Annotated in this window: 20 protein-coding genes; 10 read left to right on the top strand and 10 right to left on the bottom strand. The window is 41.9% G+C overall.

What is annotated here, in order from left to right:
* Positions 1–538 precede the first annotated feature (538 nt).
* The 6 genes from AAEY94_RS10835 (at position 539) to AAEY94_RS10860 (ending at position 9,744) form a co-directional block, all read left to right on the top strand.
* Positions 539–3,406, top strand: coding sequence for an ExeM/NucH family extracellular endonuclease (locus AAEY94_RS10835; protein WP_350978793.1), 2,868 nt, complete (start codon positions 539–541; stop codon positions 3,404–3,406).
* A gap of 479 nt (positions 3,407–3,885) precedes the next feature.
* A complete protein-coding gene (gene pheS, locus AAEY94_RS10840; RefSeq protein ID WP_059745381.1) occupies positions 3,886–4,869 on the top strand; it encodes a phenylalanine--tRNA ligase subunit alpha in 984 nt (327 codons plus the stop codon).
* A 15-nt stretch (positions 4,870–4,884) separates the two neighbouring features.
* Positions 4,885–7,272, top strand: a complete 2,388-nt coding sequence (gene pheT, locus AAEY94_RS10845; protein ID WP_350978796.1) for a phenylalanine--tRNA ligase subunit beta — start codon at positions 4,885–4,887, stop codon at positions 7,270–7,272.
* Positions 7,273–7,275: 3 nt separating this feature from the next.
* Positions 7,276–7,575 carry an integration host factor subunit alpha gene (gene ihfA, locus AAEY94_RS10850; protein WP_011637176.1) on the top strand — a complete coding sequence of 100 codons (300 nt, stop codon included), beginning with the start codon at positions 7,276–7,278 and terminating at the stop codon, positions 7,573–7,575.
* A 315-nt stretch (positions 7,576–7,890) separates the two neighbouring features.
* A complete protein-coding gene (lpxM, locus tag AAEY94_RS10855; protein ID WP_101087555.1) occupies positions 7,891–8,826 on the top strand; it encodes a lauroyl-Kdo(2)-lipid IV(A) myristoyltransferase in 936 nt (311 codons plus the stop codon).
* Between the two features lie 48 nt (positions 8,827–8,874).
* Positions 8,875–9,744 (top strand): mechanosensitive ion channel family protein, encoded by an 870-nt coding sequence (locus tag AAEY94_RS10860; RefSeq protein ID WP_101087556.1) that lies wholly within the window; start codon positions 8,875–8,877, stop codon positions 9,742–9,744.
* An 83-nt stretch (positions 9,745–9,827) separates the two neighbouring features.
* On the opposite strand, the gene hisIE is transcribed toward AAEY94_RS10860, so the two are convergent.
* From hisIE to hisG, 8 genes are all read right to left on the bottom strand, one after another.
* Positions 9,828–10,448 (bottom strand): bifunctional phosphoribosyl-AMP cyclohydrolase/phosphoribosyl-ATP diphosphatase HisIE, encoded by a 621-nt coding sequence (gene hisIE, locus AAEY94_RS10865; RefSeq protein WP_101087557.1) that lies wholly within the window; start codon positions 10,446–10,448, stop codon positions 9,828–9,830.
* 52 nt (positions 10,449–10,500) lie between these two features.
* Positions 10,501–11,274 carry an imidazole glycerol phosphate synthase subunit HisF gene (hisF, locus tag AAEY94_RS10870; RefSeq protein WP_101087558.1) on the bottom strand — a complete coding sequence of 258 codons (774 nt, stop codon included), beginning with the start codon at positions 11,272–11,274 and terminating at the stop codon, positions 10,501–10,503.
* Positions 11,256–11,993, bottom strand: a complete 738-nt coding sequence (gene hisA, locus AAEY94_RS10875) for a 1-(5-phosphoribosyl)-5-[(5-phosphoribosylamino)methylideneamino]imidazole-4-carboxamide isomerase (protein WP_350978799.1) — start codon at positions 11,991–11,993, stop codon at positions 11,256–11,258. The genes hisF and hisA overlap by 19 nt, the downstream gene beginning before the upstream one ends.
* Complete coding sequence (gene hisH / locus AAEY94_RS10880; protein ID WP_101087560.1) at positions 11,990–12,640, bottom strand: imidazole glycerol phosphate synthase subunit HisH; 651 nt, start codon at positions 12,638–12,640, stop codon at positions 11,990–11,992. Before hisH ends, hisA begins: the two co-directional genes overlap by 4 nt.
* A gap of 9 nt (positions 12,641–12,649) precedes the next feature.
* A complete protein-coding gene (hisB, locus tag AAEY94_RS10885) occupies positions 12,650–13,717 on the bottom strand; it encodes a bifunctional histidinol-phosphatase/imidazoleglycerol-phosphate dehydratase HisB (protein ID WP_101087561.1) in 1,068 nt (355 codons plus the stop codon).
* Positions 13,718–13,797: 80 nt separating this feature from the next.
* The gene (gene hisC / locus AAEY94_RS10890; protein ID WP_162022921.1) at positions 13,798–14,847 is read right to left on the bottom strand and encodes a histidinol-phosphate transaminase; all 1,050 of its coding nucleotides are present in this window, start codon (positions 14,845–14,847) and stop codon (positions 13,798–13,800) included.
* Positions 14,848–14,930: 83 nt separating this feature from the next.
* Complete coding sequence (gene hisD / locus AAEY94_RS10895) at positions 14,931–16,220, bottom strand: histidinol dehydrogenase (protein ID WP_350978801.1); 1,290 nt, start codon at positions 16,218–16,220, stop codon at positions 14,931–14,933.
* A 5-nt stretch (positions 16,221–16,225) separates the two neighbouring features.
* Positions 16,226–17,125, bottom strand: coding sequence for an ATP phosphoribosyltransferase (hisG, locus tag AAEY94_RS10900; protein WP_101087564.1), 900 nt, complete (start codon positions 17,123–17,125; stop codon positions 16,226–16,228).
* Between the two features lie 810 nt (positions 17,126–17,935).
* Here hisG and AAEY94_RS10905 point away from each other — a divergent pair.
* Together AAEY94_RS10905 and AAEY94_RS10910 are read left to right on the top strand one after the other, a co-directional pair.
* Positions 17,936–18,820 carry a diguanylate cyclase domain-containing protein gene (locus tag AAEY94_RS10905; RefSeq protein ID WP_101087565.1) on the top strand — a complete coding sequence of 295 codons (885 nt, stop codon included), beginning with the start codon at positions 17,936–17,938 and terminating at the stop codon, positions 18,818–18,820.
* Positions 18,821–19,054: 234 nt separating this feature from the next.
* Positions 19,055–19,438, top strand: a complete 384-nt coding sequence (locus tag AAEY94_RS10910) for a Fis family transcriptional regulator (protein WP_101087566.1) — start codon at positions 19,055–19,057, stop codon at positions 19,436–19,438.
* Positions 19,439–19,493: 55 nt separating this feature from the next.
* Here AAEY94_RS10910 and AAEY94_RS10915 read toward each other — a convergent pair whose 3' ends face one another.
* A complete protein-coding gene (locus AAEY94_RS10915) occupies positions 19,494–20,045 on the bottom strand; it encodes a DUF1569 domain-containing protein (RefSeq protein WP_350978804.1) in 552 nt (183 codons plus the stop codon).
* A 165-nt stretch (positions 20,046–20,210) separates the two neighbouring features.
* The gene (locus tag AAEY94_RS10920) at positions 20,211–21,554 is read right to left on the bottom strand and encodes a hypothetical protein (RefSeq protein ID WP_350978806.1); all 1,344 of its coding nucleotides are present in this window, start codon (positions 21,552–21,554) and stop codon (positions 20,211–20,213) included.
* A gap of 348 nt (positions 21,555–21,902) precedes the next feature.
* Between AAEY94_RS10920 and AAEY94_RS10925 the strand changes: the two genes are divergently transcribed.
* Both AAEY94_RS10925 and AAEY94_RS10930 read left to right on the top strand, forming a co-directional pair.
* On the top strand, positions 21,903–22,916 hold the full coding sequence (locus AAEY94_RS10925) for a permease (protein ID WP_350978807.1): 1,014 nt from the start codon (positions 21,903–21,905) through the stop codon (positions 22,914–22,916).
* A 16-nt stretch (positions 22,917–22,932) separates the two neighbouring features.
* A complete protein-coding gene (locus AAEY94_RS10930; protein WP_101087570.1) occupies positions 22,933–23,163 on the top strand; it encodes a thioredoxin family protein in 231 nt (76 codons plus the stop codon).
* The last annotated feature ends 168 nt before the right edge of the window (positions 23,164–23,331 follow it).

Raw genomic sequence — 23,331 nt, forward strand, 5'->3', positions numbered from 1 at the left:
GTCAATAACATCAGTCAATAACATCGGTCAATAACGCTGGTCAATAACATCGTTCAATAACATCAGCTAACAATACCGCTCAATATGAGCGGTATTTTTTTGGCTGTTTTTCACGCCTAGGTAACCAAAAAAGATCGTAGAAAGAGGTGTGTGAATAAGCGGTAGTTAGGCGCGGTTGTTGACTGAAATTGCTTTTGTATTCACTGCAACATCTTTGCAACCTTATTGTCATCCGTAATCGTTATAGTAAGCGCTGATTGAGCTATGTAGCCTCAACGCGGGATCATAAATGCTTATCAAACATGCGCTTATTTCGCTATCGCTGTTGTATCAACTTACAACTCGCACACTATTGATTCGTCAATACGGTTTGTTAGCAAAACAATGGCAAGCTTGATATTGATGATTTGAACATAAACGGATCTTTATCTGTTTATTACAACGGTTATTCCGAGCTGAGGTTATACCAAGCAATAAAATATCAATTGAATAATTAAATTAACTCATTGGATTTATGGATAATGAATAGGGGTTCACTATGTTAGTTCAAAAGTCGTTGCTCGCGATATCGATATCATCTTTAATGGTATTCAATGTTGCTGCTCAAGATGTGCTTATTTCAGAGTACATAGAAGGCAGCAGTAATAACAAAGCTATAGAATTGTACAATCCAAGTTCGACAGCGATAGATTTGAGTGATTATGTGTTGTCATTTTATTTTAATGGCAATACCGCAGCGGCAACCAATATTACATTGGATGGTAATATTGCAGCCAACTCAACGTTTGTTATTGCCGATAATGATGCATCAGCAGAAATCCTTGCGCTTGCCCAACAGATTAGTACTGCGAGCTTTTTTAATGGTGATGATGCCATTGTACTCAGTCACAATAGCGTAGTGATCGACTCCCTAGGACAAGTGGGTACAGACCCCGGTTCACAATGGGGAACAGGTGATTTATCGACCCAAAACAATACTCTTCATCGTGACGCCACTCAATTAATTGCCGATACCATCATTGACGACGAAGTCACATTTACTGGCTGGCAAGGTTTTGCTCAAGATGACATCAGCGATTTAGGTGTTTTCGCGGGTAATGATTCAGGTCCAACAGATCCGGTAGACCCAGTAGATCCAACTGAGCCAATAGAATTTGTCTGTTCACAAAGCGCAGTCGCAATCCATGACATTCAAGGGATGGATGACACAAGCCCTCTAGTGGGTTCAGACGTGGTGGTTGAAGCGATTGTGACGAGTAATCAACAAGCTGGGCTAAAGGGTATATTTATCCAAATGGCTGACAGCGAAGTCGATGCTGACATTAACACCTCAGAAGGTATTTTTGTTTACAGCGGTAATCAATCACTTGACGTGAATGCCGGTGATAGAATTCGTTTACAAGCTTCTGTTGCCGAATATCAAGGCACAACTCAGTTGTCTAATGTGACTCAATTTGCGTTATGTGGTACTAACCTACCATTGCCTGTGGTTGCTACTGTCACATTGCCGTTAGCCGACAATCAACAACTTGAGCGTGTTGAAGGCATGCGAGTAATATTCGATCAATCTCTGGTGGTCAATGAAGTGTATAACTTAGGCCGTTATGGTGAAGTATCATTAGGCAGTAGTCGCCATTTTATCGGTACTCAAGTTGCTTTACCTGGTGCAGCAGCGCTGGCAGTGACTGAAGCGAATGCCAGAGATAGTATCTTGTTGGATGATGGCTTAACCAGCCAAAATCCTGAACAGATACCTTATCCAGCTCCTGGGTTATCAGCCTCAAATACCTTACGGGTAGGCGATTCTGTTACCGGGCTCGAGGGTATTATGCATTATGGCTTTAGCCAATATCGTGTGATGCCAACTCAAGTGGTCAATGTAGTGCAAAGTAACCCGCGACAATCTACTCCAGAGTTAGCGCTTGGCGCAGATCTTCGTGTCGCCAGTTTCAATGTGCTTAATTATTTCAACGGTGATGGCAACGGCAATGGATTTCCGACTGATCGCGGCGCCGACACATTATCTGAATTTGAGCGTCAACGCGTGAAAATTATCAGTGCAATGCATGCGATTAACGCTGATGTATTTGGTTTAATGGAAATTGAAAATGACGGCTATGGTAGTGATTCAGCCATTAACGACTTAGTCAGCGGATTAAACCAAGCTATGGGAGCGGAGGTATACGCTTATGTTGTGCCTTCAGTGGCACAAATAGGTTCCGATGCAATTGCTGTGGGAATGATCTACCGTGCTGATAAAATCACTCCAACAGGTGATGCTCAAATATTATCTTCAGCTAATTCGCCTGTTGATGGAAATGGCGCGGCATTGTTTGATGACGGTAAAAACCGTCCGATGTTAACGCAATCATTTATGCTCAATGGCCGTGAGGGCAGCATTGTTGTCGCCGTAAACCATTTAAAATCAAAAGGAAGTAGTTGCGACAGTAACAATGATCCTGATTTATTGGATGGCCAAGGTAACTGTAATTTAACCCGTACCCGGGCAACAGATGCTATTGGGCAATGGTTAATGGAGCAGTATCCAGAGCAAAAAATCTTGGTAATGGGTGATTTAAATGCTTATGCCAAAGAAAATCCACTCACTCAACTTGCCAGCCATGGCTATAGCGAATTAAATGAGCATCTTGGCAGTGTTAATTCATACTCCTATGTGTTCTCGGGTGAGTCAGGCCAATTAGACCATGCATTAGCAAACCAAGCGTTATTGGATAATGTATTAGCCATAACGGAATGGCACATCAATGCTGACGAGCCAAGGATCCTTGATTATAACCAAGAGTTTAAATCTGCTGCTCAGATACAAGATTTGTATCAAGCTGATGGCTTCCGCTCTTCAGACCATGATCCTGTGATTGTTTCACTGCAATTTGAGGTGAAAAATGAGCTCCCAATCGCCAGTTTTGATCATCAAATCAATGGTAGCCAACTACAGGTTCAGTCTACCTCTGTTGATAATGATGGTGATATTACGTCATTAGAATGGGATTTTGGTGATGGTACTATCGTTAATGGTACCGTTGCTAATGGAGAAACGGCTTCACATCAATATCTGCAATCAGGTAATTATCAAGTTCAGCTTACTGTTACTGACAATAAAGGTGAGGTTGTGACAACCGTGAAAACCATAAATGTGCTTGTTGAACCGGCTAATATTGCGCCAACTGCACAAATACACTTGGTTAACTTATGGTTTATGAAATTATTTATTTCAACGAGCTATGACCAAGACGGTTTTATTAAACGTCAAAACTGGCTATTTAATAATGGTCGAAAAGCACATGGGCCAATCGCGTTTAGTTTCAGTCGTCGCGATAAAGCTGTGTCACTGACGGTAGTCGATAATGACGATGAAAAAGACACTGCAACACTCAATTTTAGATAGGTAAATATTGTCGATATGTGAATAAATATTCACGGAAAATAATGAAGAAGGCGCAACATGCGCCTTTTTTATTGTGTTTTATCCGCGTAAACCGACCTTTATGATGACTGTTCAACGGCACTAAATTGTTGCATGCAAGCTCAATAGACATTCATCTATTCTCATCATCAGCAGACCGACGATTTTGCTTAGCAAGACTGTTAGCTTATTACTTGTCGTCACCGATACACACTAAGAGGGGTAATTGTAGTTAAATACAACTATTTGCCATTAAATATACCAATAATGACTAGTAAATTTAGACTCGCTAACGTAAAATTTCACTCTTTTATTTTAACCCCAGTTTTGATGGTTTATTTGTCATAATAAGCGTCAAACTACCGCGTCGTCACTCACTACCGAGTTATCACTTTTGTGTACTCGCATAGCCGACAAGACGCCCAATCGCATTTAAATGCAAAAATGCAGTGGATGATAACATGCAGCAGTTAACCGAGATCGTAGAACAAGCCTTAGAAGTCATTGATAAGGCCAGTGATCTAAAGACATTGGATGATATCCGTGTCGATTACCTTGGTAAAAAAGGTAAAATCACTGACATGATGAAAATGATGGGATCATTAAGTGCAGAAGAAAAACCTGCCTTTGGTGCCGCAGTCAATCAAGCTAAACAAGCCGTTCAACAGCAGTTGACTGAGCGTATTGACGGATTAAAAGCATCTGAGTTAGAAGCCAAATTAATTGCTGAAAATATTGATGTGACTTTACCCGGTCGTACCTTAGATATCGGTGGTTTACATCCGGTTACGCGTACTATCGAACGTATTGAAACCTTCTTTGGTGAGTTAGGCTTTGTTGTTAAGCAAGGTCCTGAAATCGAAGATGATTTCCATAATTTCGATGCGTTAAATATTTCTGAGCATCATCCTGCTCGTGCTGATCATGACACTTTTTACTTTAATCCTAAAGTGATGTTACGCACCCAAACATCGGGCGTACAAATTCGCACGATGGAACATGAAAAGCCGCCACTTCGGATCATTTCTCCAGGCCGTGTTTATCGTAATGATTACGACCAAACTCACACGCCAATGTTCCACCAAGTTGAAGGGTTAATGGTTGCTGAAAACGTTAACTTTGCCGAGCTTAAGGGCATTTTGCATGATTTTTTACGTAACTTCTTTGAAGAAGACTTAGAAGTACGTTTCCGCCCATCTTACTTTCCATTTACAGAACCTTCAGCCGAAGTAGACGTGATGGGAAAAAACGGTAAGTGGTTAGAAGTATTAGGCTGTGGCATGGTACATCCAAATGTATTGCGCAGTGTGGGTATTGACCCTGAAAAATACTCTGGTTTTGCTTTTGGTATGGGTGTTGAGCGTTTAACCATGTTGCGCTACGGCGTAAATGATTTACGTGCCTTCTTCGAAAACGATTTACGTTTTCTTAAGCAATTCAAATAACGGAGCAAAAATTAGATGAAATTCAGTGAATCTTGGCTTCGTGAGTGGGTTAACCCATCAGTAAGTCGTGACGCATTATCACACCAAATCACCATGGCCGGTCTTGAAGTTGACGGTATTGATGCCGTAGCTGCCGATTTTAGCGGTGTTATTATTGGCGAAGTGGTTGAATGTGGCCAACACCCAGATGCAGACAAATTACGCGTCACCAAAATCAATGTTGGCGGCGATGAGCTTATTGACATTGTTTGTGGAGCACCAAACTGCCGTTTAGGCTTAAAAGTGGCTGTAGCGATGGTTGGCGCTGTGTTACCTGGCGATTTTAAAATTAAAAAAGCCAAGTTACGTGGTCAACCGTCAATGGGCATGTTGTGCTCGTATGGCGAGTTAGGTATGGACATCGAAAGTGATGGCATTATCGAATTACCACAAGATGCGCCTTTAGGCGTCAATGTGCGTGAATACTTGCAATTAGATGACGCCATTATTGATGTTGATTTAACGGCTAACCGCGCTGATTGTTTAGGCATGGCAGGGCTTGCACGCGAAGTGGGTGTATTAAATCGCCAAGCAGTGACAGAGCCTTCCTGGGAAGCGGTAACGGCCACTATCGACGCGCCGTTTAGCATTAATGTTGTTGCACCAGATTTGTGCCCACGTTACTTAGGCCGTGTGGTTAAAAACATCAATGTTAAGGCTGCTACGCCATTATGGATGCAAGAAAAATTGCGTCGTAGTGGTATTCGCTCAATTGATCCCATCGTTGATATCACCAACTATGTGTTGATCGAATTTGGTCAGCCAATGCATGCGTTTGATTTAAATGCCTTAAACGGCGGTATTACCGTGCGTTTAGCTGATGGTGTTGAAAAGCTAACCTTACTGGATAGCAACGAAATTACCGTTCCAAGCGATACCTTAGTGATTGCAGACGATAAACAAGCGGTTGCGCTTGCGGGTGTGTTTGGCGGCGAAAGTACCGGTGTGAATGAAAACACCCAAGACATTCTTTTAGAGTGCGCTTTCTTTGCACCATTAGCCATCATGGGTAAATCTCGTCGCTTAGGCTTACACACAGACGCGTCACACCGTTTTGAACGTGGTGTAGACCCTGAGTTGCAACATAAGGTTATGGACCGCGCTACACGCCTTGTATTAGATATTTGTGGTGGTGAAGCCGGGCAGGTGATTGAAGCCGTGTCTGCTGAGCATTTGCCCGCAGCCGCTAATATCACTTTGCGTCGTAGCAAGTTAGATAAAAGCTTAGGTCACTTTATTCCAGATTCTGACGTGGTTGAAATTCTAGAACGTTTAGGTTTTAGCGTGCAGACCAGCGGTGATGTATGGCATGTGACAACGGCTACCTATCGCTTTGATATGGCGATTGAAGAAGATTTAATCGAAGAAGTCGCCCGCATTTACGGCTACAACAACATTCCTAATATCGCCCCTCAAGCGGCGTTAAGCATGCCAGATCACAAAGAAGCGGATATTTCGTTAAAACGTGTGCGCAGTATATTTGTGGCTCGTGGTTTCCAAGAAGCGGTGACCTACAGCTTTGTCGACCCTAAGATGCAGAACATTGTTCATCCTGGCGAAGAAGCCATGGTATTGCCTAACCCGATTTCTGTCGAAATGTCAGCAATGCGCTTATCAATGTTTACTGGATTATTGACCGCAGTAGGCTATAACCAGAGCCGTCAGCAAAATAGAGTACGTTTATTTGAGACCGGTTTACGCTTTGTTCCTGATGCACAAGCAGATTCTGGAGTTCGTCAACAAGCTATGCTGGGCGCGGTTATTTCCGGTGTTCAAAACGAAGAACATTGGTCAATGGAATCGAAAACTGTCGACTTCTTTGATTTAAAAGGTGATTTAGAAGCAATAATCGGCTTGACAGTTGCCTCTACAGAATTTAGCTTTAGAGGGGCAACACATCCTGCGCTGCATCCAGGTCAATGTGCTGAAATATTACGAAATAATCGAGTCATTGGTTACATCGGTGCTATCCATCCTAGTTTGGAAAAGCCGTTTGGACTCAATGGAAAAACAATTGTTTTTGAGTTAGAACTGGATGCATTATTGCACGCCCGTTTGCCGCTAGCCCAAGCTGTATCTAAGTTTCCTGCCAATCGTCGCGACATCGCGGTAGTAGTAGATGAAACAGTTTCTGCAACTGATGTTATGAATTTGATAAGAAAAGTTGGCGAAAATCAGTTGGTTGGCTTAAACTTGTTCGATGTATACCAAGGTAAAGGTGTTGAGCCAGGCAAAAAGAGCCTAGCCATCGCACTTACGTTACAAGACACTACTCGTACACTTGAAGATAAAGATATTACTGAGACTATGGAATCAGTGGTATCGGCTCTAAAGACCGAGTTCAACGCATCGTTGAGGGATTAAAGTATGGCACTTACCAAAGCCGAAATGGCAGAACATCTTTTTGAAACATTGGGCATTAACAAACGTGTGGCTAAAGAGATGGTTGAGTCTTTTTTTGAAGAAATTCGTGAAGCACTCGAAAGTGGTGAGCAGGTCAAGTTATCTGGCTTTGGCAACTTTGACCTTAGGGACAAGAATCAAAGACCGGGAAGGAACCCGAAAACTGGTGAAGATATTCCGATTTCTGCACGCCGTGTTGTTACCTTCCGTCCTGGACAGAAGTTAAAATCACGTGTCGAAGCGGCAAACTCGGGTAAAAAATAGTTCACTAGTTAATACGCCAATCCGAACGGATCTGTATTACGAAGAGCCACTCTTAATTGAGTGGCTCTTTTGTTTTTGAATTTGGTGAATGTAACCCACCGTTTGCTGCATCAGCTTGATATTGGCATGGTAACCAGTGTATTCGATAAATCTTGCCCAGGCTGTTCTAAAATAGGTGTGAGTAAGCTGTGCAACAAAGACGTTTGCTATTGTCTGGTATAATTTCTGTTTCACACTCATTAATCACTAGTATAATGCCTTCGTTATAATATGATTTTTTACCGTGGGTCACGGTCAGTTTATTTGGAGTTTCTTTTGGCACGACAAGCAAAATATTTTGATACTCGCTTTAATAAATCACTATTGCATCCTCGTTACTGGGGAACATGGCTAGCTATCGCTGTGTTGTTTCTATTTGGCGTACTTCCCGCAAGCGTAAGAGATCCCATTGCGAGACTATTGGCTCGAGTCGTGATGAAAGTGGCCAAAAAACCATTGCGAATAGCAAAGGTGAACATTACCCATTGTTTTCCAGAAAAATCAGCTGAACAAGTCGATGAATTAATCAAAAAAAATGTTGAGACATTTGTCATTACTTTATTATCGCAAGCAGAGCTGCTTATTCGTTCTACCGCGCACCTTAAACGACGTATTCAACTTAACGGTTTTGAGCATGTTAAAGCAGCTCGCGATGCTAAGCAGCCGATTATTTTCATCATGCCGCATGTATGGCCGATGGAGTACGCAGGTCTTCGTATTAACATGGAAATACCTTTAGTGACTATGGCTAAGGCTCATCGCAATGGGTTATTTAATTGGTTTAGTAACCGGATGCGCAGCAGTCAAAATGGTCGCGTGTATATGCGTGAAGCAGGCATCAGAGCATTGTTAGCAGAGTTAAAAAATGATAACAGTTTTTTCTATTTACCAGATGAAGACTTAGGCCCTGAACAAAGTGTGTTTGCACCTTTTATGGGTACTGTTAAAGCGACGTTACCCGTGGTAGGGCGCTTAGCTCAAGCCGGCAATGCACAAGTTATGCCTGTTAAAATAGGATACGATCAACAAGCTAAACAATTTATTATGACAGTGATGCCAGCGGTGAATCCTGATGAAATGATTGGCAAAGAAAACGAAGCTATCGCATTAAACAAAGTGGTTGAACAAGTCATTAATGCTTATCCAGAGCAATATATGTGGTTTTTGAAATTACTTAAAACTCGTCCTCCGGGCGAGCAAGAATTTTACTAAAATATAACGACTACTATGATATGAACACAATAATAATAAGAGGTTTATATGGATTTTAATGAGTTATTAGCGGCTTTATCGTTTGTGGTATTCACTTATGATAATCATCACATCACCTTATTGCAGCTGTTGCAAGTGCCTCTCTACATATTTTTAGCGTGGTTTATTATCACTCGTGTTGGGCGATTGATTGTTAAAGCACTAAAACGTCGTAAAGTGGGCGCAGATGCAATTCACCTGTTCACTCGCATGTATTTTATTATCAGTATTGCGGTGCTGGTGTTTACCAGTATGGAAATTTTAAATATTCCATTAACGGCATTTGCGTTTGTGTCTGGTGCGATAGCCATTGGGGTCGGTTTTGGTGCACAAAACATTATCAATAACTTTATCAGTGGTTGGATTTTAATGTGGGAACGGCCAATCCGTATCGGTGACTTTTTAGAAGTCGGTGAAGCCCGTGGAGTAGTGGAGTGTATTAATACTCGCTCAACCTTGATACGCCGAAATGACGGGGTGCACATGCTAGTGCCTAACAGTCAGTTACTGGAAAATACCGTAACTAATTGGACCTTGATCGATAAAAATGCACGTACATTTGTTCGTGTTGGTGTCGCTTACGGTTCGGATGTGATTAAAGTACGTGAGCTGATTTATCAAGTTATTGCTGAACGGGATGATATTCTGCCGCAACCTAAACCTTCTGTCTTATTTGAGGACTTTGGCGACAACGCATTGATTTTCGACTTAATATTCTGGGTCAGTGCAGTGTCAGAAACGGATATCCGCCGCCGTCGTAGCGAAATTCGCTTTAGAATGTATGAACTATTTAACGAGAATAATGTGGTGATAGCATACCCACAACGTGATTTGCATGTTAATGGTAATTTGACGATAACTCAAAGTCATAAAATGTAAATAAAACCATTTTTATATCAATGTATATCAACAAAAAAGACGCCGTAGCGTCTTTTTCTATTTAATGCAGAAGAACTCGAAAACTACTTGGCTTTATTGTGGCGATCTAATAAGTTTTTATTAATATCAGCCATCGATAAGCCTTGGTCTTCAAGTAACACGATTAAGTGATACATCAAATCAGAGGCTTCATTCACAAGCTCCTCTTTATCATGAGTCGCAGCAGCAAGCGCAGTTTCTAAACCTTCCTCACCGACTTTTTGGGCGATACGCTTAGTACCACGTTCAAATAGCGAGGCAGTATAGCTTGACTCAGCACTTTGGCCTTTACGTGAAATAATCAACTTGGTTAGATTATCGATAAAAGGATGCGCGTTACCATCTTTCCAGCAGCTTTCTGTCCCAGTGTGACAAGTTGGGCCGTTAGGAATAACTTGAACTAGAAAACTGTCGTTGTCGCAATCTTTGTCGATAGCAATGAGATCAAGCGTGTTGCCTGAGGTTTCGCCTTTGGTCCATAAACGTTGTTTAGAACGACTAAAAAAAGTGACTTGTTTGGTGGCTAAGGTTTTCTCTAATGCAGCTTGGTCCATGTAACCTAGCATGAGGACTTTGCCCGTTAGGTGGTGCTGTACAACCGCTGGGATCAAGCCTTGTTGCTTGTCCCAATCTACGCCTGTGCTATCAAATTTGATGTCTGTCATCTGTAATCTCTTTTTGGGTAAGGCTATTTTCTAGTTTCGTAAAAGTCTAAGCCTATAAACGAATCGCGATGTTATTGGCGTGCAAGTATTGTTTTAACTCACCAATATCAATGATGCCTTTATGAAACACGCTTGCTGCTAATGCGGCATCAACCTTGGCAAGTTCAAACACTTCTTTAAAGTGCTCCATGGTGCCCGCACCGCCAGAAGCAATTAACGGTACATCGCAAATGGCGCGTACAATGCTGAGTTGTTTGATGTCATAACCACCGCGCACGCCGTCTTGGTTCATGACGTTCAATACAATCTCGCCACAACCGCGTTTTTGCACTTCTTCAACCCAATCCTGAGTATACCATTGAGTGTCTTTGGTGGCGGCTTCATCCCCGGTAAACTGTTTTACTTTGTAACTATCGCTGACAGCATCATAAAATGAGTCAATACCGATAACGATACACTGGCGGCCAAACTCATCTTGTAGGCGTGATATTAAACTCGGGTCGCTTAATGCAGGCGAGTTAATCGATATTTTATCAGCACCAAAGGCAAGTTTTTCGCGTGCTTGCTCGATGGTTTTAATGCCCCCGGCGACACAAAACGGAATATCAATTTGTTCAGCTACGCGGCTAACCCAAGATTTATCGATAACGCGGTCGTGCGCGCTGGCGGTAATGTCATAAAACACTAACTCATCAGCGCCTTCTTCTGCATAACGGGCGGCGAGGGGAACGATGTCTCCAACAATCTCGTGATTGCGAAACTGCACCCCTTTAACCACTTTACCTTCGCGTACATCAAGACACGGAACTATGCGTTTGGCCAGCATTGTATTGCCTCCTTCACGGTAAATTGGTTAATCAGTAAAGCTTTACCGATAATAATGCCCGATGCTTTGCTGTCGCGTACAGCGGCAACATTGTCAAGTGTTGCAATGCCACCAGAGGCTTGCCAAAGGATATGGGGATACGTTGCGGCAAGTTCTGTGTAGAGCTCGGTATTGGCGCCTGTTAAGGTGCCATCACGGCTGATATCAGTCACTAAAGCATGCTTAAGACCGACGGTTTCAAATTCAGCCACTAACGACTCTAATGACTTACCGCCACCCGATTGCCAGCCCGATACGGCGACAATTTTGTCGCCGTTATCGTTAATATTGACATCAAGAGCCAAACAAATGGCATCGCTGCCGTATTTTACAAACCAACTTTTGACCAGTTCAGGCTCTTTGACTGCAAGAGAGCCTATCACCACACGTTTAACCCCAATGGCTAATAATTCCGCGACTTGCTCTTCGCTGCGAATACCGCCGCCGACTTGAATATCAACATCAAGTCCCGCAGCAAGTTCAGCAATTAATTGAGTTTGGCGTTTATTCGGATCTTTAGCACCCGTTAAGTCAACGATATGCAGCAATTTTGCCCCTTGGGCTTGATAAGACTGCAATTGTACCAGTGGACTTAAGTCAAAGGTGGTCTGTTTGTCATAGTCACCTTGGTACAAGCGCACCACTTGGCCGTCAATTAAATCAATGGCAGGAATAATCACTGTGGTGTCCCCATGTTTAAGAAGTTCTGTAAAATTTGTGCGCCTACTTTGGCACTTTTTTCTGGGTGGAATTGCACCCCAAAAAAGTTACCTTTACCAATGGCGGCACTGAATGACTCGCCATAAGTGCTGCTGGCTAGGGTGTACTCACTGATTGGTGCACGGTAACTGTGAACAAAATACACGTAGCTGCCATTTTCAATGCCAACAAATAATGGGTGATCGCTCACCTCTATTTGATTCCAGCCCATGTGTGGCAGCGGTAAGCCTTTACTGTCTAGGTCGCCAATGTCTGTCGGCACTAATCCTAGACAGGTGATATTTTGCTCGCTGCGGCCGCCATGTTCATTAGACAATGATGCCAGCATTTGCATGCCTAAACACACGCCCATAACAGGTTGCGTTAAGCTTTTAATTAGCTCGATAAGGTTCTTTTGTTTTAGGGCATCCATGGCCGCACCAGCGGTGCCAACACCCGGTAGTACCACTCTTGCGGCGCTGCGGATGACATCAAAGTCAGCACTGACTAAGACATTGGCATTCAGGCGCTCAAAAGCAAACCGTACAGAGCTTAAATTGGCACAGCCGGTATCAATAATCACGGTAAGATCATTGCTAGCGTTTGAAGTATTCGATACTTGTGTCACATGAACTCCTTACAGTACACCTTTGCTTGATGGCAGTATGTCACCTTCGACTTTCACCGCTTGGCGAAGCGTACGGCCTAACACTTTAAACAGTGCTTCTACTTTGTGGTGATCGTTATCGCCTTTCGATCCAATGTGCAAAGTGCAACGTAGGCCATCAGCGAATGAGCGGAAGAAGTGAGGCACCATTTCGATAGCCATTTCACCGACCATTTCGCGATCAAAATCAGCATTGAATTTTATGAATGGACGACCAGAAATGTCCATTAAACATTCGCCACTGGCTTCATCCATAGGTAAGCTAAAACCAAAACGAGCGATACCGCGCTTGTCGCCTAAGGCCTGGCGAATGGCATCGCCAATAGCGAGGGCCGTGTCTTCTACGCTGTGGTGGTCGTCAATTTCTAGGTCGCCGTCAACATGCACGTCCATTTTAAAATTACCGTGGGTTTGAATTTGATCCAGCATATGGTCAAAAAAGCCAATCCCGGTTTCAATCTTACCTTTGCTTTGGTTGTCTAAGTCGATGGTGACTTTGATGTCGGTTTCTTTGGTGGTACGCACTACCGTTGCCACGCGACCTTTACTTAATAAAGCGCTGGTTATAGCATCCCAGTCGAGTGTTTGACGATTATATTTAAAGCTTTTAATGCCCATGGCATTAGCGAGCTCAACGTCAGTTTCACGATCGCCAATTACCGCTGATTCAGTAAAATCTACTTTACCTTGGGTTAAGTAGTCTTTTACTAAACCAAGTTTAGGCTTACGACAGCTGCAGTTTTCATCATTAAAGTGTGGACAGATAACCACATCGTCAAAAACGACACCTTGGCTTGAAAAAATTTGCATCATCATGTCGTGCGGGGCATCAAAGTCTGCTTTTGGAAACGAAGGTGTGCCCAAACCGTCTTGATTGCTGACCATGACTAAACGGAAACCGGCTTTCTGCAATTTAAGTAACGCTGGGATCACTTGTGGTTCAAACACTAATTTAGCCAAACTATCGAGTTGTTTATCGATGGCTGGCTCTTCAACTAATGTACCGTCGCGGTCGATAAAAAGGATTTTCTGTTTCATGCTAACTACCTTAATGGTGATATCTAATTCTTATTTATGATGTATAGGGTATTGACCGATATGCAACGTGCACTAACGCACTAACCAAATAACTGAATAATCACATCGGTTTGTTTGGCTGATGTAAAGCTAAAACGAATCGCATCAGCAAGGCGTGGGTCTTTGTATGCTCGAGCAACCACGCCGGAATCGCTTAATCGTTTAGCGGCTGCTTGTACATCGTCAAATTGGGCTAAAACATAGTTACCGTTGGCAGGTAACACCTTAGCGCCATAGGCTGTTAATGCAACGCTTAAGCGTTTGCCTTGTTCAATTAAACTGGCGACTTGAGTTCGCATAGTGTCAATGCCAGCAGGACTTAACGCTTTTACCGCAAGGTCTGACACCGGTAATGGCACCGGGTAAGGGGCGATGACTCGCATGACTAAGTCAATAATGTCATCACTGGCGAGCATAAAGCCACAACGTGCACCTGCTAAAGCAAATGCTTTTGATAATGTGCGCAACACCACAAGGTTAGGGTAGGTGCCAAGTAAATCTGCCACGCTGTAGTCTGGGCAAAACTCAATGTAGGCTTCGTCTACCACCACAATAGCTTTAGGTGCTGCGTTAATAGCTTGTTCAATTTTGTCTTTTGCAATCACGGTGCCGGTTGGGTTATTTGGGTTACAAATAAATACAATTTTGGCATTGCCGATTTGTGTTGGCCACGCATCCGGTAACTGATATTCATCGGTTAAACTTAACGCTGTGACAGCTACATTAAAGGTTGCAGCACTAATTGAATACATTCCATAAGTTGGACCAAAACAAGCAATACTGTCGACGGCAGGGATACAAAATGTACGAATGAGTAATTCGATCGCTTCGTCGGCACCGCGACTGGCAATAATATTACTTGCCTTAACGCCTGAATAACGGCTGTAAGCATTGATGAGTTCAGCAGGTTGGCATTCTGGGTAACGATTCACTTTATCAAGCGGGCTATTATTGAATGGCGATTCATTGGCGTTAATCCAAATATCACCGCGACCACCAATTCGTCTGGCACTTTGATAGGGTGTTAATGTCAATAATTCGGGTCTGGCCAACGTTTTTGGATCAAAAGGCGCAGCTAAGGTTTGGCTCATGGTGGTGTTCTCTACTTTCTACTCTATAAGGTGCTAACTAGCGCTTAGCGATAGCGCTGACAATATGAATGACTCACTACTCACTACTCAAAACTGGCTAAACGAATGGCGATAGCATTTTTATGTGCATCTAATAATTCATTTTCTGCCAACACCATCACAGTGTTACCTAAAGTTTTAAGCCCTTGTTGGCTGAGCTCTTGCACTGTAAAACGTCGACTAAAATCGGCTAATGACAAACTTGAAACTGAACGGCTATAACCATAAGTCGGTAAAACATGGTTAGTACCGCTAGCATAATCGCCCACAGACTCTGGGGTATAAGCGCCTAAAAAGACGGAGCCGGCACCGCGAACTTGCCTAAGCACGTCGCGTGGGGCAGTAGTTTGAATAATTAAATGTTCTGGGCCATACAAATTAGACACTTTTGCAGCTTGCACCATATCGCTAACAATAATACTGCGGCTGCATTCTAGCGCTTGTGCGGCGATGTCTTTACGGCTCAACTGTGCTAATTGTTCAGTTAACGCTTGGTTGACTTGCTCTGCCAGTGTTAATGAGTCAGTCACTAACATTACTTGCGAGTCAACACCATGTTCTGCTTGGGATAATAAATCGGCCGCAACAAAACCAGGATTTGCATCTTTGTCGGCAATCACTAACACTTCAGACGGACCTGCAGGCATGTCTATTGACACACTAATACGGCTGTCCTGTGACACTAATCGTTTTGCTTCAGTTACATAACGATTACCCGGACCAAATATTTTGTCTACGTTTGGCACCGATTCTGTCCCAAATGCTAATGCCGCAATGGCTTGGGCACCACCCACCTGGAAAATATCAGTAATACCACAGACATTGGCGGCATAAATAATCGCATCATTAATCGGTGGTGGACTGACTAACACACGCTTTTCGCAACCGGCAATTCTTGCTGGTAACGCCAACATCATTACTGTGGATATTAATGGAGCTGTACCACCGGGAATATATAAGCCGACTCGCTCGATGGGTTCACTGCGCAATTCACAACGAATTCCCGCTTGAGTTTCTATATCAACACCTTGAAACACCTGCGCCTTGTGAAAGGTTTCAATGTTGTTCACCGCTTGCGCAACAGCTTGTTTGACGTCGTCACCTACACGTGCACATGCTGCCGCAATGGCGTCAGTTGATAATGCGAGCTCAGTCAGTTCAACACCGTCAAATTGCTTGTTATAAGCCAGTAATGCGCTATCACCTTGAGCGTTGACTTGCTCAATAATGTCACGAACACGTTGCTCTACACTTGCATCACCAATTAATGGCGAACGCGCTAACGTTTGTCGTTGTTGTTCAGTAGATAAAGAAGCCCAATCGAGAATTTGCATTTGTGTTACCCCATCATTTTTTCAATAGGCATGACCAGAATTGAGCTTGCACCTAGTGCGGTTAATTCTTCCATAGTGTCCCAGAATAAATCTTCTGTGCTTACTACGTGAATAGCCACACGATTAGTGTCGTCATTAAGTGGTAATACGGTTGGGTTTTCAGCGCCTGGGAGTAGGGCAACGATTTGATCTAACGTTTCAATTGGAGCGTGCAATAAGATGTACTTACTTTCACGGGCACGGATAACGCCATTAATACGCGATAAGATTTTGTTGATTAGAGCTTGTTTTTCAGTAGATTGAGTTTTGTTTGATTGAATAATGCAAGCCATTGAGCGGTAAATGACTTCGGTTTCATACAAGCCGTTCGCTTCAAGGGTTGCACCGGTCGAGACTAAATCACAAATGCCATCTGACAATCCTGCCCGTGGCGCGACTTCAACAGAACCTTTAAGCATACAGTCGCTGTAGTTAATGCCTTTTTCTAGCATAAAACGGCGCAGTAAGTTCGGGTAAGATGTCGCGATGCGCAGACCTTCTAGTGAGTTGGCATCTTTATATTCAAACTCATTAGGTACCGCGAGTGATAAACGACATGAACCAAAATCTAATTCACGTAATTTAGTGCATTCAGCCGGTTTACCTGCTAGTTGGCGCTCTATTTGTTCTTCTTCTAGAACGTTTTCACCGATAATACCTAGGTCGACAACTCCATCCATTACTAGGCCTGGAATATCATCATCACGAACGCGTAATAAGTCGATTGGCATGTTGTCTGCGTGTGCAATCAAGCGTTGCTCATTAACGTTAAATTTAACGCCACAGCTTTTCAGCAATTGTTGAGATTCTTTAGATAAACGGCCTGATTTCTGGATGGCTATACGTAAACGCTTTGACTCACTCATGTGATAATTCCTTATGTATTAAATATAAAATGTGTAAATTTAACTGCTTAAATAAAAATAAAAATCTAGAAAACAAAAAACCCCTGAAATTCCTTCCAGGGGTTTATGTGAATAATTGTTCACCACCAGAAGGATATCGTCCTTCGGCAGTTAGCATCCGAAGGCTACCGCATATGGTGATGATGGTGGATTGTAGTCACTTGGATGTTCATTTCAGTACTCTTTATTTGATATTAGTAAATCAGTTCAAATGAGGGATTATGCACTCATCTGATGTCGTGTATATCGACTTGTAGTTAACTTAACCGCATTTATGCTTGTTTGCAAGAGCGGATAAAGCATTAATGTTATTTAATTACCATATTTTTTGCATAAGATATGCTTTCTTGTCTGTTTGTGATCATTAGAGCCGATTAAGAAAGCGTTAACAACACAACTGCTTAATATTTTAGCTATCAATGCCCTTGGGGATTAACCTCTACTTGTTGTTTGTCGATAAATGACTTTGAGAACTCAATAAATACAAAGGGTAGACCGTTAGCGTAATGACGCCTCCCATTTGGCACTCTACATCACTTAGGTTAATGATATCGTTTAATGGCTTGATTCTTATGCAACAAGAGCCGTGTGCTAGTCGATTATTCAAGGGATAAACGATGTTTTAGTGTGATGAAACTTGTTCCTTTAGTCTTTATGAATCGCAATGTTTAAATCATATCGTTATAAGCCATTGAGTTTATTGGACGCTACTTATAAGCTGGCGTGTATTACGCTTTATTAATTTAGCTAACTTCTCGAGGTACGCACAGTATGAAGACCATTGATGTAGTGGCGCTTAGAGATGTTATGGACTTAATGCTCGATGCAGTATGTGTGGTTGATAAAGCAGGAAATTTTGTGTTTGTTAGTGCTGCATTTGAAGATATTTTTGGATACTCTCCTGACGAAGTGATAGGCAAACCTATGCTTGACCATGTTTATCCTGAAGACGGTATAAAGACACTTAAAGTCGTTGAATCATTGCTGAGTGGCAAAAAACTACCTCGTTTTGAAAATCGTTGGGTTCGTAAAGATGGCAAAATAATTGATATTCTTTGGTCGGCACGATGGTCTGAAGATCACCAGTTTAGAATTGCAGTTGCTCACGATATTACTGAACGAAAATTAATGGAGCAGCAACTTCATTACATTGCAGGACATGATCCATTAACAGAATTACCTAATAGAGCATTGTTGTTTGGGCGTTTACAAACATCGCTTGGACTGGCGCGTCGCGAAGGCTCTCATCTTTCTTTGTTATTTATCGACATTGATGGGTTTAAACATGTTAATGACAGCTATGGGCATCTTGTTGGTGACAAGCTACTTAAGAATATCGCTCAGCGTTTGCGTGATTGCGTTCGTAAATCAGATACGGTTGGACGTTTTGGTGGCGATGAATTTGTCGTTGTACTAAATGGTATTGATTCTGTTGATAGTGTGCTGTTTATTGCAGAGAATATTCGACTTGAACTGGAGAAAACTTATCAATTTGATAGCCTTAATTTGCAACTTTCACCGAGTATTGGTGTCGCTCGTTATCCCGATAATGGTGCTGATGAGCAGCAATTAATTCAATATGCAGATCAAGCTATGTATAGAGCAAAAAATGCTGGAGGGAACCGGATCGATACTGGTGTAGACCATCTTAAGTAGGGTTACGGTTTAGGGCCTGTTGATCTTTCAAGGCTGTTTTTGCAAAGATCAACAGGCCCTCGTCATTAGCTCAAACTTTAACAAGAGTTATGTAACGAAATAGCCGTTCATCATTAATGGTAACCAGAACTATGGTTAACGATATGTTCTGCGCATAAAAACATAATGTACTCGATAGCTTTTAATATGATGATGTATTCATCTAGTTGTACAGATTAGGAAGAACATTTTAGTATGCGAAAAACCGATAAAAAAATCGATAATAAATTAAGAGAGGGGTTAACCGTCGTATGCGAACATGCACTGGATAGCTATCCTGGTTTTGCATGGATTACGCACGTCGTTGATTACACGACATTCCCCAAGAGCTTACGAATTATTTGTATATTTGATACTGAAACACAACTAACGCAATTTAATCAAAGTGGTCATAAAGCGCTACTGTTAACGCTAATTCAACGCACCCTTGCTCAATACCAGATTGATCTCAAAAATATTAATCAACATGTTAGTTTTGATACTGAAACTGCTTGTGATCAGCAACATCATGGTAATTGGGCGTTGCGATTACATAATGCCAGTAGTATCGATAAAAACGGGCTATCTAAGCTGCACTAACGTTGTATTGGGATTTTGTTTAAGCTCTTGATATTTAATGTTAATTTTTTAACCGTTAACTCATTAGATTAAAGTTCTGTTGGTGATTATAAAAATGCAGTACATGGGCAAGCTCGTAATCTGCTTTGTTTAATTCACCATAAGCAAAATGTGGTGCCAAATCAGTTTGATATTGTTGAAAATCTTTTAAAGATTGTATTAGCCTAGCGAGTGCTTGATTAACATCAACACTGCGGTCTAACTCTGGCGCAGCAGGGATTGGTTCGGCTAAGTTATGAGACATTGCACCTTTAGTGACAAATGCGGTGAATGCCAGGGCTCCGACAGTTTGTTTAAAGAGTGCTGATTTATGCTCTGGAAACCCGCTCATTGAAAACTCAACACTTTGCGCGCAATGTGTAAACACTTCAGCACTGTTCCACTTGCCAGTGCTTAAACCTGCAAGTTGTTCGGTTGATAACATCGTTAACTTATTCAACTTGGCTAATAGTGCAGCAATGTTCAGTTGTGTTGGATCATTGCCTTGGCTTAACCATAATGCACTGGCACCAGTTAATCCTACCGCAGCGCCTAACATTCCCACTTTTAAAAACTGTCTGCGTTGCATTATGTGGCCTTTTTGGTAGGCATTAACTTACTATTTAATGTCATCATCATCATCATCATCATCATCAACTTAACGACTGTGTGGATTGCTTATTTCTATAACAAGATGTTAATTGCCGTGTCAATCAATAGAACAAGCTCGTTAGCCAAATAATCAAATGGCTACTCAAGGGTAAATAATATTCGATGATGTCAGCTGCAATTGTATTTGACTGCTTATTTCGGCTTTTTGACTGGCTGTTAAGAGGGTTGAGTTATCAATTGCTGTCATCGCTGCTCGTTTGTCAAACCCACTCCAGACATTGACGGTACTGGCAATAGATTCTAATCGAGTCGTGGCATCATTAATGCGTTCGGCTACATTAAACGCTTGTTGTGGATCTGTTTGGCTCAACTGGGCTGATCGTTGACGAAAAGCAATATCTTTGTTGTCATCGGACAGCGAGTTTATTACCTGCAAAAAATCGACTTCCGAATTTTCTGCGAGGGCGTAGCTAGCGTTAATGATAATATCCCGCTGAACATTCGCTTCATAATTATCTATTCGCGCTAGCATCATATTGGGTTCCACACTGGCTATTTCAGCTAAGGCACTGTTGAAATAATCTTGATTTAAATCGTAAGCTTGTTTTTGATTGTTTAAAAATACTAAAGCAGCCTCAGGATCTGTTTCTGCCATTTTTCGAGAGACAATATATATCCCGCTGGCACGTTGCTCTACGGCAATAGTATCTAACCAATCGACAGCATCTTGAGTATTCTTTTCAACCAACTGATATACCATCGATGTAATAAGATAATTAGTCGATTCATTTAATGGCAGTGATGAAATGAGATTGGCGGCTTCGTTAGGTGACTGTTCAATGTAATAATACATGGTATTTAAGTACATTTTTAACGTTGATTGAGTTTCTGTTTGCAATTTTAACCATTCAAATGCGGCTATTGCATCGGTGTTGGCCCATGAGTCGACAATCGACATTATGATCGACGACTTCATTGGTTCTACTGCTAATAACTCTACATCGCTTAATGCTTGTTGTGGATTTACAGACGCTAAACCACGTAAATAACCGTCGAGTAATGATTCATATTGTTCAGTCGACTTTTGCTGTTCTAGCCATGAAATGACATTTGAAAATTGCATTTTCCCCGCTATTTCTAAAATTAATCCATATAAGTCTTCATGTTGCGTTTCTTCGGCAACGAGTAATGCTTCTAGAGGGTCTTGTTCGGCCAGTTGCATGATGCGAAAAATCGACATGTAAGGCGTTTCATCATTGCCTAACGATGCCTTAAATGCTTCTCGGTCGTGAGTGTTCTGGGTTACATCATTTACCGAAGTAAGATTAGCTTGACCTGCAGAGACAAATTTTGAAGTGTTGCCTTGTGGTGTTTTGGACAATAAATCGGCATGTTCGGTAGTGTCTGGGGTGTCACTAGGCCATATCAGCGGATAACTGATAAACCCGATACACCAACTTATAACCACTACAATTAACCATTTCATTATTGCTTTTCCTTAAGCTTATTGACTGTGTTCAAAGATCTCTAGGGCTACGTTATTATGATGCCGTTAACATTGCAACGAATTATTCAGTAATAGATTTAATAAAAACGAGTTTAACTGACTAATTTTTATATTAATTTATCATCGACATTTAAATTTTGAGTTTGAATAAGTCATCATAGGTAAAACTGACAAAAACGAGACATTCCACTTAGAAAAAAATTAACCCGATATTATTTCGGATAATCTATGTTTATTTTTATCATCAACAAAATCGAGACCTGGATCTTATATTGCGACTAAAAATAAGGCTATCTTTACAGTAGTGTTTTTATAGAGCAATAACTTATGTTTCAGATTTTTTCTGATTTTGCATCTTGGCTTATATACAGTTTATTGGGGTTGTCGCCAGAGACCAAACTCGGAGATGCGCTGCATTTTTTTGTTGAAGACGTCACTAAAATTTTTGCTTTACTGCTGGTGATGATTTATTTCATTGCCCTCATCCGGGCTTCGTTAAATGTTGAGCGTGTCAGAGATTATTTAGCAGGTAAACACCGAGGATTAGGTTATTTAATGGGATCAGGTTTTGGTGTCATAACGCCATTCTGTTCTTGTTCGAGCATTCCTGTTTTTTTAGGTTTTACCTCTGCCGGGATCCCATTAGGGATCACCATGAGCTTTTTGATTACCTCGCCTTTAATCAACGAAGTCGCAATATTACTGCTTATGAGCTTATTGGGGCTCAAATTTACCTTATTGTATATTGCCGTTGGAATGAGTGTGGGAATGTTAGGCGGCCTGTTTCTTGACAGTATTAAGGCTGAACGTTGGCTACAGTCGTTTGCGGCCGAAGCCTTAAAACGTGGTCAGCAGAAGGGGGTTGGCAATATTGCTGATGATAGTGGCAAAGTGCAAACTATGTCATTGCCACAAAGGCATCAATTTGCCAAAACTGAGATGCTAGATATATTCGGCCGAGTGTGGAAATGGGTCATCATTGGGGTGGGTTTGGGCGCGGCGCTGCATGGCTTTGTACCAGACGGTTGGATTGAAGCGCATTTGGGCGACGGACAATGGTGGTCTGTTCCTGCTGCGGTGTTGCTCGGCATTCCACTTTATTCCAATGCGACAGGTGTTATTCCGATTATGGAAAGCCTTATTATCAATGGTTTACCAATAGGTACCACATTAGCATTTTGTATGAGCACTGTAGCGGCCAGTTTTCCTGAATTTATTTTGTTAAAGCAAGTCATGCAATGGCGTTTACTGGCAATATTATTTAGCCTTCTATTAGTTTCATTCACTTTAGTGGGGTGGATATTTAATGCATTTGCTCCGTTTCTATCATCTACGAATTAGTCACAAGGAACAATAAATGAAAATCATTAAAGTATTAGGTTCAGGTTGTAAAAAGTGTCTTGAAACTGCTGAGCTTGCCCAAGCTGTTGCCGACGAAAAAGGTGTTGCTATAAAAATAGAAAAAGTAACCGATATGGCGCAAATTATGGCTTATGACGTAATGAGTACGCCAGCGGTAGTGGTTGATGAAAAAGTGGTCCATAAAGGCAGTAAACCCACCAAAGATCAAATGGCAATGTGGATATAATGTGTCTGTAGCGATTAATGGCTTGGGGCTATTGGCTGTAAGTTAGTAGTAACCTGCCATTAGATTGAAATACGATCATCTATAAGTTTACTATATTCAAATCAACCTTAACCCTGTTGTGTTTACTCTGCTCAGGTATATTTAAGCGTAAAGCTAAGGTTCCTCCTC

Source organism: Shewanella sp. AC34-MNA-CIBAN-0136 (assembly GCF_040309945.1).
Classification (GTDB): domain Bacteria; phylum Pseudomonadota; class Gammaproteobacteria; order Enterobacterales; family Shewanellaceae; genus Shewanella.

What these genes read in the sequence shown, in the direction of transcription:
- AAEY94_RS10905 (WP_101087565.1), top strand. Translation starts at nt 17,936, where the DNA reads ATGAAGACCATTGATGTAGTGGCGCTTAGAGATGTTATGGACTTAATG.
- AAEY94_RS10920 (WP_350978806.1), bottom strand. Translation starts at nt 21,554, where the DNA reads ATGAAATGGTTAATTGTAGTGGTTATAAGTTGGTGTATCGGGTTTATC.
- AAEY94_RS10915 (WP_350978804.1), bottom strand. Translation starts at nt 20,045, where the DNA reads ATGCAACGCAGACAGTTTTTAAAAGTGGGAATGTTAGGCGCTGCGGTA.
- AAEY94_RS10860 (WP_101087556.1), top strand. Translation starts at nt 8,875, where the DNA reads ATGGATTTTAATGAGTTATTAGCGGCTTTATCGTTTGTGGTATTCACT.
- hisIE (WP_101087557.1), bottom strand. Translation starts at nt 10,448, where the DNA reads ATGACAGACATCAAATTTGATAGCACAGGCGTAGATTGGGACAAGCAA.
- ihfA (WP_011637176.1), top strand. Translation starts at nt 7,276, where the DNA reads ATGGCACTTACCAAAGCCGAAATGGCAGAACATCTTTTTGAAACATTG.
- hisG (WP_101087564.1), bottom strand. Translation starts at nt 17,125, where the DNA reads ATGAGTGAGTCAAAGCGTTTACGTATAGCCATCCAGAAATCAGGCCGT.
- AAEY94_RS10925 (WP_350978807.1), top strand. Translation starts at nt 21,903, where the DNA reads ATGTTTCAGATTTTTTCTGATTTTGCATCTTGGCTTATATACAGTTTA.
- hisF (WP_101087558.1), bottom strand. Translation starts at nt 11,274, where the DNA reads ATGCTGGCCAAACGCATAGTTCCGTGTCTTGATGTACGCGAAGGTAAA.
- hisB (WP_101087561.1), bottom strand. Translation starts at nt 13,717, where the DNA reads ATGAAACAGAAAATCCTTTTTATCGACCGCGACGGTACATTAGTTGAA.
- AAEY94_RS10930 (WP_101087570.1), top strand. Translation starts at nt 22,933, where the DNA reads ATGAAAATCATTAAAGTATTAGGTTCAGGTTGTAAAAAGTGTCTTGAA.
- hisD (WP_350978801.1), bottom strand. Translation starts at nt 16,220, where the DNA reads ATGCAAATTCTCGATTGGGCTTCTTTATCTACTGAACAACAACGACAA.
- hisC (WP_162022921.1), bottom strand. Translation starts at nt 14,847, where the DNA reads ATGAGCCAAACCTTAGCTGCGCCTTTTGATCCAAAAACGTTGGCCAGA.
- pheS (WP_059745381.1), top strand. Translation starts at nt 3,886, where the DNA reads ATGCAGCAGTTAACCGAGATCGTAGAACAAGCCTTAGAAGTCATTGAT.
- AAEY94_RS10835 (WP_350978793.1), top strand. Translation starts at nt 539, where the DNA reads ATGTTAGTTCAAAAGTCGTTGCTCGCGATATCGATATCATCTTTAATG.
- pheT (WP_350978796.1), top strand. Translation starts at nt 4,885, where the DNA reads ATGAAATTCAGTGAATCTTGGCTTCGTGAGTGGGTTAACCCATCAGTA.
- AAEY94_RS10910 (WP_101087566.1), top strand. Translation starts at nt 19,055, where the DNA reads ATGCGAAAAACCGATAAAAAAATCGATAATAAATTAAGAGAGGGGTTA.